Source organism: Xanthomonas nasturtii, assembly GCF_001660815.1.
Lineage (GTDB): Bacteria > Pseudomonadota > Gammaproteobacteria > Xanthomonadales > Xanthomonadaceae > Xanthomonas > Xanthomonas nasturtii.
This window is the reverse complement of record NZ_LYMI01000005.1, coordinates 38,266-50,323: the sequence shown is the minus strand read 5'-3', so window position 1 is coordinate 50,323 and position 12,058 is coordinate 38,266. Positions and strand designations below refer to the sequence as shown.

The following is a 12,058-nucleotide window of genomic DNA, read 5'->3' as shown; positions in this document are numbered from 1 at the left end:
ATGAACGTCAGCGAAGCATTTGTTAAAGCAGGAATTCAACACGCCATCATTGTTGACGATGCATACGACCCTGCACCGACTACAGCGCTAGCTAATGCAAGCGCCAATACAGTGATCAACGACTTGGACGAGGCGCAGTACACTGCTCTGCTCGAGCTTCTGCAGGCCAATGTGCCGCTTGAGGAAGGAGCCGAGGTTGATTACGTCGATCAGGACCAGCAGTTGATCGCCTACCTGACCTCCTTGGATGGTACTCGGGTACTTTTTACCGAACGCGCGCGTTTCGCGCCAGCGGCAGAGCGCGCATTTGAGACCTACCTGGATCTCCAACGAACCAAGCTCAATGATGTGGAACTGCTCAAGGAGCGTCTTGAAGCCCATGGCATTACCGTAGACACCTATGGTGTAGATGCCGATCTGACGCGATCGAAGGACGCGCAGCTCTTGTTCTTGGACCTACATTTGCGCAATACAGCCGGAGGCAAGATTGGTGTCGAGGATGCGCTTGATGTGTATCAACGGATCGATCGGGTACACCCCCGAGCACATCGCTTTGTTTTCTTGATGTCGACGCTTGATAAGCCTCTGGAGCAGACGGCTGAACCTTTCCGTCAGCAGGCGAAGCTGTTCGTTTCACAGTTTGAGCCGCTCAAGAAATCTCTGATTGCGAAAGAAATACGGCTTGACGAGCTGCTGCGCAATTATGCGCTGACTCTACTGCACCTGCGGGGGCTCCGCACGGCTGTCAATGGCTTCGTTGATGCGATCAAGGACGCAGCTGATCGAATGGAAAACGCTTTTCTCGACGTCGATATCGCCGACTACAAGGTGCTGCAGGCAAATACCACAGGCATCGAGAAGGTTCCGCTTGGCGTATACGTCTCAGAACTTGCATTGGAGTACCTCAACTACGAAGTGGAGTCCGACAGTCGTGTCTGGGGACTTTCCAATGAAATTGATAGTTGGAACCGAGATAATTTACCGCGCTCACGATTCGCGCTCCGGCCCTCGGTTGGGAAGGTTTATTCCGGCAATGTAGTGCACGCCCGCGAACGTCTTGCGGGTGAAGACAAGGCCAAGCGGGGACCGAAGGACGGATTCTTCTACTTGGGCGATGTCTTCTTCAAGACAGACGACTGCAAGACGGGGACTGTTCCCAAGACCGCAATAGTCATTGCCACCCCTGCTTGCGATCTAGTTAGGCCGGAAGTGCTCGTCAAAGATCGCACTATCCTGTTATGCGAAGGGAAGGTATCCAAGCTTAGTATCACCTCGCCTATTCCCTCCCTTAAGGGTGGAATTGCGCCGTTGGTCATACCGCATCCAGTGGATGCAGGTACCCAGCTGGAAATAACTTGGAACATCAAAAAGCTTGTTACTTGGTCGGCGAAAGACATCAAGAATGTCCGGGGCCGTCATTCGAAATGGCAGCGTGTAGGCCGTCTGCGTCCGCTCTACGCACTACAGGTTCAGCACGCCATTACTGCCGATCTCAGTAGGATCGGCACCCAACGTGCTCCCAGTGAGCTGGTTCCATTCGGGATTGAGTTGCTTTATCGCAACGGAGATAAGTGGGCATCGTTGGATAAGGCGGAAGTGAAATCCAGCATCTGTGCCGCGGTCTACCAATCGGAGGATAAGAAGCGCTTTACCTTTGTTGTTTCTGATCCTACCGTGATGCGCTTCCGCGATGCCATCGCAGACCTGGGTCAGAAGACCAAAGACAAAAAGCTCAAGGCGGTCATTCGCGAGTTGGAGGTTCTGAAGAATCTGGATAAGCGCCTGGTCTACTACGTTGCAGACAAGTCAGCGAGGAACATTGAGGATTTTAGCGTGTACCCGCTGGATGACGGGAGGATTAGATCACCTAAGCGCAAATACATCGCTTATGCCGATGGACGGAACAAATGCTTCTATCGTTCTGTCACGGGTGGGGGCAGTGTAGCGGATGGTCAGGAGGCATACTTCGTTGTCCGTTTCACCAAACTTCCGTAGTAAATTGGTGCAATGGCTTCGCACGAGCGTAGGGTGTGAGCACTCCCGATGCATTTTTGCCCATACTGCGCTCAGCGCATCTTCGGCCACATGTTTTAAGTCGGCGCCTGTACGCCATTGGTATTGCAGCGGTCAGGTGTATAGGCGTCCGGCCTCTCGACTGGTAATGGCCAGATCGATTTCCGGGTAGTGCACCTGCACATGCCGGCTGAAAGCTACGATGGCATGCCCAAGCGTTTCAAGTTGAGCATCGATCGACTCATAGATATTGGTCTCTTCGGACGACCTGCAGCCGTCACCGAGCATATGAAACACCAGCATGTTGTTTGGGAGTAGATCGTACTGAGCGAAGGCCATACGCATACGGAGTTCAGACCATTGCGCTACAAGATGATCGATCGCAGACAGGAGCGTCAGATCGCTTACGACAAAAGCTGGACTATGTCGAACAGCCAGAATTTGGTTTAGATGCTCCTCAACGGAAAAGTGAATGTACTTTGCGCCCCAAGTGAGATATTCGATCACGGATGGGAGGTCAATAACATTCAGCAACTGCGTGAGGTTCCGTACATCCCGATCATGCTGAGTATCTACGGGCGTGACTTTCCATAGTGGAAAGTGCTGGGGATAGTGCTTGGCAGCAAGCTCAGGTTTTCGCGCCAGATCCTGCACAATGTCTGGCCAGAACACGATCTCAACGCCGAACTTGCCCTGTGAAACCCGGGCCATAGACAGCGTCCGCACATACTCTTGAAGTGTCGCGTTGGTATCGCAGGTCGAGGCGAGGTAGAACATGGTGATGGACGGAGTGAACTTCTCCGCATTCGCTACCTCGGCAGCCACCATTGCCGAAGAGATGGGATTGCTGGTGTTCTTGCACTGGATGGCTACCAAGTTGCCGGCGTGGTCTTGGCCGTATATATCGACGCCATGCTGCGGTTGGCCTTGACGGCCGTGTCTGGACAGGTTTGGGTTCGACCAGCGTACGCCGAACGCGTCGCGGCAGATGTCCTCGAAAGCGCTCCAGGACCTTGGGGGTGGTAGGCGTGAGCTAGCAATGGTCACCATGATGGAACGTCCTTGAGCACCAATACGAGATTGCTGCAGCCAGGTACCAGTCACAATCAAGCCCCAGCAACAGTCGCTCGGCCAGCAACCCTAGCTGACCGGTAGCCGTATATTGTGTGTGTCGTACTCGAAGCAAGCAATCAGCGGCCCATAGACCAATGCCAATTGCCGCCTTGGATACGGCGGTACCAACAAGGGCGCCTCCCTCAAGAGTGAATCGCCCTGACCTGCCGATCACTCCTGACCATTGTCGCGCCCAGTCTGGTCAAGAGACAAAGGATGGCGAGCGCGATCAACAGATGCACCAAATCAAGAAGACAACCAGTATCACTTCGGGACGAAGGCGCACATGGGTGGAAGATGAGTTCGGCCTGGTGCACTGCCGAATGCAGGTCGGCTAATGTGGCGAACATCATTCAGGATGTGCGTACCGCTGCATGGCAGGGAGAGTGCGAGCGGCTATACCTGGATGGACAGGCGCGCGAAGATGAAGCCCAAGCTACGTTACCTGATCGCGTAGAAGCCCTCCAAGCTCAAGTAGATCAAGAACAAGCGCGAATTGGAGTTCGTTGAGCATTGGGAGCACAAAAAGGCCAGCCCGACGGCGAAGGGGAACATTAATTTCGGGTAATCAAGCGCCAGTTCGGCTATGTCAACGTGCACTATCATGGCTTGGCCGAGAGCACCGCGGATATGCTGATGCTGTTTGCGTGGCGAATCTGTGCTTAACCACAAGCAATCACTGCGTGCCGTTGGAAAGGTGCGCCTTTAACACGGGAAAAAACCCCTAAAACTGCAAACAATGAATGTTTGAGCACCGCCAGCGTGGCCGACACGGTTTGTCTCATCCTACGACTGCATTGATCAGATCATCACTAGCCTCCGATGTGTGGACCACGCTTATACCCGCGAACCCAGTCAGGATCGAACGCGGTGACCAGATAGTTCCGTACTAGCCTTGACCCCGTAACTTGCAGTAGATGTGCCTCATTGGCCGCAATCGCTTCAACGTCCGACACTGAAGGAAAGTGACGCAGAAGTCGGTATGCCTCCGTTCGGACCGCTTTGGGCACGGCCGCATTAGCCGAGAGTTCTTTAAGAAACGCCCCAGCCTGGATAAGGTTGCGCGTGCGCTCGACTGGCATCGTCATTTCATCACTCCCTCTCGGGTAGGCCGCTGCCGCCCCTTGCGGATGTGCGGACCTAGGGTAGATTTCTGGCCCATATCCGAACCTCACTCATGGCAGTGTCTGGTTTGCGGTGGACGGAGGCCCATGCTTGGGCTTTGGCACATCGGACCAATACGACGTTCCCTCGGGTAGCAACATGCTCAAAAAGACGTCCAGAAGGACAGGCCGCTTCCAATTTGGATCCGGTACAAAGCGGTACTCATCACGTGCCAGCGTATTGCTGGTCGATCGGGAAGTGAGCCAACGCGCTCGGCGGCGCATCTCCTCTAACATCGCGTTACGTGCCGCTTCTTGATTCATGCCCGTTCGCAAGAACGCAGCGGCTGCCCCCCGGGCTCCGTACCACGCCAGGTAGCGCTTGCGCGCCAAACTGTGATTTGCCCACTCATCGGCCATCACATGCATGATCAAGCGCGCACCGGCGGGCTCTAGCGTGTGGCGACGTAGTAAGTGGGTTAGGTAGGTTTCGATCTCGGCATGAGCCAGCTCGCCCCATAGCTCCAGCTTGGCGTCCAAGGCATCGGGGCGTGCAGCCAGCTCTACCAAAGTGGAGTGGAGTCTGACTTGGAGATCATGCGGGCTGCCCCAGTCAGTGGGATAGAACCAGGCCAAAGGCTCGTACAGCGAACGCCGAATGCCTGGGTTCGGGCTCTGGGAGACCCGTATCGTTCCGGCATCCTCCAACCGCCCTAGCAGCGAGTGACTTAGCGCTGTTCCGGTGCTGAAGGGCGCCTCGCTCGAAGTAGATAGCTCAAGCGCGTACCAAGCGGCAAGGCGTACCAAGCCCAGCGACTGTGCATAGGGCACCAAGTCGCAGGCGGCGGGCGGCAGAGTCGGTTGAGTGGCTGCACATACCATCGCACCTCTCGCGAGTAAGCCGAGGATGCTACCAGCGGCCCTCTACCTTGGCTACATGTTTTTCATGTAACCGGTAGGTGGGTCATAGATTCCTCAGTCGTCCAAGCCCGGTGACGACGGTGGCATCCAAAACCATTTATCGCGATGACTACCGAAAGCTGGTGGAACGGCTACGGGACCGCCGCGAGATGCTGGGGCTGTCGCAGAGTGAAGTGGCCCGCGCATTGGGCTGGCCACAGCAGCGCGTCTCCGCGGTTGAGGCTGGCGCTCGCCGGCTGGATGTCATCGAGTTCTTCCAGCTGACTTCAACCCTGGGTCTGACTGAGTCGCAAGCCGTCAAACTTTTTTTTTCGCCCACCTGAGGGTGCTGCCGGCGGGCCCCTTCGTTTCTCGGGGTAGTGTGGTAATCCAGACTTAGGGATCTCCTGGACAACAACGCGGCCCAATGTTTCATCGAGATTAATACTGCCATGTCGAATCAGACACACGAATTCATGTTCGTCTCATGAATTTTAAAGTGATGACACATGGTTAGTTTCAAGAGGACTTCGCTGGACGGCCCTCTTCGAGGTCACCCAGGTCAGGGAAGGTGGCTCAGTGAACCCGCGACGCAGTTTTAGCGCGCCCTTGGAATCCAGGTAGCAGAGGGCATACACTGGCCGTGGCGCCCGCCTTGCTTGCACACGAGCAAAAACAGGCCGTATCCCTTGATCGACTCTTCTTCTGGCCAGCTGCCGGGGAGTTAAACGTGTGCGCCTGACCCGGATCTGCGTGGCCGTCGAGGACGAGTCATGACCATCAAGCAATATGCGTTTCATGCCCATGCGTACCTTCGGACGCAGGGCTTCGCGTCGCTTACCCGCAGCCAAGTCCATGAGCTGCTGGCGGCTGCCGCCGGATTTGCCACTCATGCCGCGTTCCATCACCAGGCCGCGTGGTGCGATGTAACTTGGCGCGATACTGGCCTCATGCCGGATAGAGACAGAGTCGTCCATCGGTGTCTTCACTTTGGGATGCCACTCGTGGAGGCGGAGCGAGCAGCCCAAGGCTTGGTCAGCTTTCTTGACTCATCCGGCTACGCGCCGGTGCGCTTTGAGGAGCTGATAGCCGCGCTCGCAAGCGATGAAGACGAGTGGGCGGACAAGGATGAGGCGGGGTCGGATGTCGTTGCCGAGTGGGTTTCGACCGAACTGATCAGCCGCATTCAGCAAGGGCATGATGCGCTACTAGGCGAGCTCGCCTTGCTGCTCGAAGGATTGGAGGCGGCTGCGGCGCGCGGCATAGCCGCTGCGCACCTTGCTACCGCGTACATGCTTGAGTCATATGGGGATCTGCCAGACGAGGATGACCGCCGCTTCGGTCGCGAACTGCGCCGGCGTGGTCAGTGGTTGACCGAGCCAGTGGGCTTCGCGGAGATTGCCACGGATACAATCGGTCCATTCGTTCAGTTGGTGGCTAAACATCGTTACCACCTCCTTGCTGCGGCACGGGGCGGCGATAGGCGCGCGATGCTGCTCACTGCGAAACGCTACGGTGATCCTGGGGCGCTCGAGCTTGAGCCGTCGGATGAAACGGATCCGTACGAAATGGTTGACTTGGCCGACACGCATGGTCGACCCGAGCTGGCCTACCAATGGCTGACCGTGCTCGCACGCGATGGGGATGTATCGGCCATGCGCGAGCTCATCGAAGGCCGGGGCGAGACCCAGTTCCGCGCTTGGATCTGGATGCACCTCTCGCGGATGCTGGGTGGGGACCTGAGCCAAGACCGGCATGAAGCGGCCAACGAGGACGGTACTCCGTATGACGACGATATCGGAGGGCCAGGTTATGTCACGGGCGACGACGGGATCAAGCTGGAGCCACTCGCGATTGAGGAGAACAGTCGCGCCAAAGAAGAGGCCGCTCAGCTGTTCGCGGTAATCGAAGAGCGCTACAAACTAACCTGATCAAATTCGGTCACGGGCGGGACGCTGCTAAAGGGAGCTGCCCGCATTTTCGCGTAGACGTGCTGTCGACTCCCCGTAAACTTGATCCAGCCATAACTAGAGGTCTCCGGGCACACTAGCCATCAAGGAGACCACCAATGCGCAAGAGCAAGTTCACCGATAGCCAGATCGTCGCCACGCTGAAGCAGGTCGAGGGTGGCCGCCAAGTCAAGGATGTGTGTCGTGAGCTAGGGATTTCCGATGCGACGTACTACGTCTGGAAATCCAAGTACGGCGGCATGGAGGCCGCTGATGTGCAGCGCCTTCGCGACCTGGAGACCGAGCACAACAAGCTCAAACGCATGTACGCCGAGCTGGCGATGGAAAACCATGCATTGAAGGATGTCATCGCAAAAAAACTGTAGACCCGGCGCACAAGCGCCCGCTTCTGGCCTGGCTCATCGAGCAGCATGGCTGGAGCGAGCGCCGGGCCTGTTCGGTGGTTGGCGTGGCGCGCTCGACGATGCGCTATCAGCGTCGTCCCGATCGGGATGATGAGGTTATCGCGCTGTTGTCCGAGTTGGCCGAGCGTTTTCCTGAGCGTGGATTTGGAAAACTTTTTCAAATCATCCGCCGTCGCGGACATGTGTGGAACCACAAGAGGGTCTGGCGCGTGTATTGCCTGATGAAGCTCAATCAACGTCGTCGCAGCAGGCGCCGGGTACCGACGCGTCATCCACAGCCGCTGGCCTGCGGTGATCGCCCCAATGCTGGATGGTCGATCGACTTCATGTCCGATGCGTTATGGGACGGTCGGCGTTTTCGCACGTTCAATGTCATCGACGATTTCAGTCGGGAAGCCTTGGCGATCGAAGTGGACCTGAATCTTCCGGCCGCCCGCGTCATCCGCACGTTGGAACGCATCGCAGCTTGGCGCGGCTATCCGAACAAGCTACGTTTGGACAACGGGCCGGAATTTGTCGCGCTGGCCTTGTCCGAGTGGGCCGAGCGTAAGGGCATCGCCTTGGACTTCATTGAACCGGGGCGTCCGATGCAGAACGGTTTTATCGAACGCTTCAACGGCAGCTACAGGCGCGGCGTGCTGGACATGCATCTCTTCCGCACGCTGAGCGAGGTCCGCGAACAGACCGAACACTGGCTTGCCGACTACAACCAACAGATCCCGCACGACAGCCTGGGCGGACTAACGCCCGCTGAGTTCCGTGATCAACATCAACCGCAGACCTCTAGTTTTAGCTGGCATTGAATTGCGGGGAGTCGACAGTGCGCCCTGCGCGCCGTCAGATCGGTCTCACGTGTAGCAGTAAGTAGGTTGCGTTGCTGTAACAGACCAGGTCCGCTTTCGGCCAAGATCGGACGTTCATGGCATGAAGTTGACCAACCCGAACCTGCTTCGCCGGTTCGGGTGGAATGAATTTTCAGACCTCAACCCTGGTTGGAAAAGTGCTTGCAAGCTCCGGCCCAGGATCAAGGTGGTAGAAATTGCAAAGTTCGGCTATGTTGATACCAATAAACTTTCGCACGGCAAACAGTCTGTCGTTCATTTCCTCGAAGCGAACATCGGATCGCGTTGAGTTCATGTAATGACGGCACGCGCCGATGATCGAATCAATGATCACAGTGAGCCTTGAGGTCTGCTCAATTTGCCCAGCCAGCAAGGTAAGGCTGCTGCGCAAGTCTTGCATAGACTGAACCACATAATGGTAGTTCTCTTGCGGATACGGCACGAAAAGAAATCCCTTATCTTTCAGAAGAGCGAGCGCCTTGTTCGCAGCCGCGTAGTCTTGAGCATGCGTGCCAAACTGAAAGACTGCTCTCTTCCCACCCTCCAGGCATTGCTTTATAAGCGTCTCGTGATCTTTTTTCCAGTTTTCAAGCTGAACTACCGGATAGGACACGCCTTGGTTCTTGTCAATCAGGTCGGCGCAAGCGCCGCATAGCCATATCGCGTTTGCTATCGAGCGGCGCTGTACGCTGCTTTGATTGGGATCGTACCGCGGGCCGCCCTTGCTTGCAGCCTTGATGTGTGAAGCTTTTCCGGTGGATATGGACTTATTCTGATCAGCGTAGTCTGGTCCAATTGTGAGCCTTCTGCACACTGGATTAGAGCAAATGTAAGCGGCACGCCTAGCCGCTCGGCTTGCCGTTGTAGGTGAAAATCGATCGGCCATGATCAATCCGTCTAGTTCTGAGTGCAAGAATAAGCCGACCCACGCAGCGGGTTCGGCTCGAATGAGTGATAAGCCGATCAGCTACTTTTCCTTCACCGCAGCAACCGCCATTGCGGAGAGAGCCGCAATAGCTACTGCGCCTGCCACTTTGCCGATAATAGAGGCGACTCCGGACCCGGCATCAGCGACAGTGCCTGTGCAGCTCGGGCATAACTCGTGATCGTAAACTTGGGTGCCTTTGGCAAAATCGTGGCAGCCTGGAGTGCGGCATAGAAAAACTGTCTCGCCGCATTCCGGGCACTTACACCTATCTCGCCGAATAGTATTTTCTTCTATGATTTCTGCGGCGACGTTTTTGCTGCAGAATGGGCAAATTCCCTTTTGCTTTGCATTCATTAGATCCCCCTGATGTTATCTGATGATGGTTTAATTAACTTTATAAAAAATACACTATTCCGTGCGTTCCGGCTACAAAAGGCAAGTTTTCGTGATCCGCTACAAACGGGGAACTGTGACGAGCAAGCGCCATCGCAGAACTAGAAAATCAGGCCTTGGATGGGAAAGCAAATTGGATGGCGAACTCAGCCGGCGGGACATCGCCGGTCGAGGAATACATGCGCGACGTCCCCTCACCTAATGGACAACGGATCTTGCGGCACTCCTTGAGTTTCGATTTTCTCACTGCAACCGATTCCTTTGCCATTGCTCCTAGCGTGAGGCGTGGAACAGACACCGCCTCAGCACGTGAGGTTCGTCGTCGCCACAGTCTAGTCTTCGCTTCAGTCAGATACCTATCCCGGTTATGACATCCGCGGCCCGTTCCTGCTTTGATCGTCCTGGGTATGGTCGCGTGCTTGTGCTAGCTCCTGCAATCGCGTTTGTTCCTGTGTATCACGTGCCTGGTTTGCCGCCAGGTACTGTTGTTCGGGAGCCGCAGCCAGTGCCTCGCTGGTCGGCATCTGTGCGCGGTTGGCATACGGATCCGGGGACGCGCCTGGGCCTGAGCGAATCACGAACATCGTCACCCCGCCTGGAAGCTTGTCGGTCGGGACATTCAATGCGACGTCGACCTTGTCGCCGGGCTTGAATCCCGCTTCAACAGCCATTTTGTACGCGCTCGCAACCATGCGATCGCTGCGCTCATCCCACGGTTTGTTGGCGCTTTCATCGAGCCTTGCGATGGATGAGCGTAGTTGCTCCACCAGCGCAGCGTCTTGCGGCTTCGGGCCAACGTCGCTCTGACGACTCACAGATGGCTGCTCGTCTTCACGTGGATCGTGCCATGCAACAGAGCGCGCACCCATCTGCATTCCCGGTGCGGCGACCTGTGCTGTGGTCGCGCCGGTGGCCGCTGTACGCCCCTGCGCATGATCGTCGTCCAGCGAGGGCGACCTTCCTGGCGCTGTCTGCGACGACGGCGCGCTGGGTAATGGGGTTTGCGAGGAAGGTGCCGTAGGCTGCTGCATCTGAGTCGACTGCGCAGGGGAATTGGGCGAGGTGGCGTTGGCAGGCATAGCCTGCTGCCGTTCTGCCTGCGATATCTCTGCTGCCGTCGTGGTCGCCTTGATCTCCATGCGGTCGTCGTTCTGGCCAACCACGGTGGCGATCGATCCGTCTTTCTGCAGCTGCAGGAAGAAGGGCATCTGCTTGCCCGTATCGCGTGCATGGTCTTGTGCAACTGCGGCCGTGGCGGCATCAATCTGCGCGTCAGTGCGCGTAATGCCAGCGCGGGCGTACATCCCGGCCACCTGGCTGTGCAAGTCGCTCTGCGTCGGTGTGGGATTGCTGCGGGCGACCTCCGCCATGGACGCCATGTCTTGAAGCCCGGCCTGTTGGCTCTGCCACGTGCGGTTCAATTCCTCGCGCGTGTTGCCGGTGGCCGCATTGGTGCCATAGAGCGTGCCGGGCGTGGTCCATTCGCCGTGGGCGTCGCGGGTGTAGGAATGACCGTCGGACGCCTGTAACGGCTGCGGTTGCGTGCGTGCGTTCGTGATGGCCTGCGGCACCGGCTCGCGATTGGCGAACTCATTCCAGCCGAACTGGTTGTAGGCGATCTGGTAGCGGGCCGCTGTTGCTTCCGGCGTGTTGGCGGCGTTCTGCGCAATGATCGTCTGGGACTGGCTCTCCAACTCGGCCCCACGCTCGGCACTGATCGGGGCACTGCGTGTGACTGGTATCTTGCCGTCGATATTTTGCCTGATTTCAAGCTGCCACTTCCCGGTCTGCGCATCGCGCACATAGTCGCGGCCCGTTTCAAACGGTTCGCGCGGCGGATGCGTTTCGTTCTTGGCATCCAGGCGGTATGGATCCTGTGGCTTTGGTGGATTTGCCAGCCCGAGTGAGTAGGAGTCGTTAGCCGCGCGGTAATTCAGTTCATCGGCAAGGCGGCCAGCAGCAACCAGGCGTGTCTCCTGATAGCCGCCGCTTGGCAACGGAGCGCTCACCGTACGCGTCCACGTGCCCTGTGGATCCTCTGGGTTACGCGTCCACTCGTTGCCACTGCGGTCCGGCTGTGTGTAGATCCGGTTGATGTCCTGCTTCTCTGCCCAACGTTCGCCAAGGTAGGCGCCCGCCACGCCGCCGACCAAGCCAGTAGCCAGCGCTCCAGGACCCGTCCAGGACCCTGTGACGGCCCCGTAGCCTGCACCGAGCAAGAAGCCGCCGGCGATACCACCTGCATTGCGGCCGACGAAATGCGTGGCTGCTGACTCGGCGCCAGTATCGTTGCCCTGCGTACTTAGCTGGACAACGCGGTGGCCGGTCACGGCGAAGTCATAGGCCATCAGCGCAACACCGGCAGCACCCGCGACACGAGCACCAGAAAGCC

Annotated in this window: 9 protein-coding genes and 1 pseudogene; 5 read left to right on the top strand and 5 right to left on the bottom strand. The window is 57.2% G+C overall.

Annotated elements, in window-relative coordinates; genetic code table 11:
* Positions 1-1,995 carry a hypothetical protein gene (locus tag A7D16_RS02570; protein WP_153043113.1) on the top strand — a complete coding sequence of 665 codons (1,995 nt, stop codon included), beginning with the start codon at positions 1-3 and terminating at the stop codon, positions 1,993-1,995.
* A 132-nt stretch (positions 1,996-2,127) separates the two neighbouring features.
* On the opposite strand, the gene A7D16_RS02565 is transcribed toward A7D16_RS02570, so the two are convergent.
* Complete coding sequence (locus tag A7D16_RS02565; protein ID WP_064629539.1) at positions 2,128-3,063, bottom strand: hypothetical protein; 936 nt, start codon at positions 3,061-3,063, stop codon at positions 2,128-2,130.
* Positions 3,064-3,317: 254 nt separating this feature from the next.
* Between A7D16_RS02565 and A7D16_RS24375 the strand changes: the two are divergent.
* Positions 3,318-3,792, top strand: a pseudogene (locus A7D16_RS24375) (IS5/IS1182 family transposase); the annotation flags it as partial.
* A 146-nt stretch (positions 3,793-3,938) separates the two neighbouring features.
* Here the strand turns inward: A7D16_RS24375 and A7D16_RS24275 are convergent.
* Both A7D16_RS24275 and A7D16_RS22850 read right to left on the bottom strand, forming a co-directional pair.
* On the bottom strand, positions 3,939-4,208 hold the full coding sequence (locus A7D16_RS24275) for a BPSL0761 family protein (RefSeq protein WP_283161835.1): 270 nt from the start codon (positions 4,206-4,208) through the stop codon (positions 3,939-3,941).
* A 93-nt stretch (positions 4,209-4,301) separates the two neighbouring features.
* Positions 4,302-4,769, bottom strand: coding sequence for a hypothetical protein (locus A7D16_RS22850; protein ID WP_100097271.1), 468 nt, complete (start codon positions 4,767-4,769; stop codon positions 4,302-4,304).
* A 461-nt stretch (positions 4,770-5,230) separates the two neighbouring features.
* Here A7D16_RS22850 and A7D16_RS02555 point away from each other — a divergent pair, with 461 nt between their 5' ends.
* The 3 genes from A7D16_RS02555 (at position 5,231) to A7D16_RS02540 (ending at position 8,306) form a co-directional block, all read left to right on the top strand.
* Entirely contained in the window at positions 5,231-5,473 is a 243-nt protein-coding gene (locus A7D16_RS02555; protein WP_064629608.1) for a helix-turn-helix domain-containing protein, read from the top strand.
* Positions 5,474-5,902: 429 nt separating this feature from the next.
* Entirely contained in the window at positions 5,903-7,060 is a 1,158-nt protein-coding gene (locus A7D16_RS02550; RefSeq protein WP_064629535.1) for a hypothetical protein, read from the top strand.
* 137 nt (positions 7,061-7,197) lie between these two features.
* Positions 7,198-8,306 (top strand): IS3-like element ISXca2 family transposase gene (locus A7D16_RS02540; protein WP_087944180.1). Its coding sequence is split into 2 segments (ribosomal slippage): positions 7,198-7,450 and positions 7,450-8,306, totalling 1,110 coding nucleotides; the frame shifts between segments, so codons are not numbered across the junction.
* Positions 8,307-8,478: 172 nt separating this feature from the next.
* Here the strand turns inward: A7D16_RS02540 and A7D16_RS02535 are convergent.
* Both A7D16_RS02535 and A7D16_RS02530 read right to left on the bottom strand, forming a co-directional pair.
* Positions 8,479-9,231 carry a hypothetical protein gene (locus A7D16_RS02535; RefSeq protein WP_046932797.1) on the bottom strand — a complete coding sequence of 251 codons (753 nt, stop codon included), beginning with the start codon at positions 9,229-9,231 and terminating at the stop codon, positions 8,479-8,481.
* An 800-nt stretch (positions 9,232-10,031) separates the two neighbouring features.
* Positions 10,032-12,014: an XVIPCD domain-containing protein gene (locus A7D16_RS02530; RefSeq protein WP_064629533.1), complete on the bottom strand. Its 1,983-nt coding sequence runs from the start codon at positions 12,012-12,014 to the stop codon at positions 10,032-10,034.
* Positions 12,015-12,058: the final 44 nt, after the last annotated feature.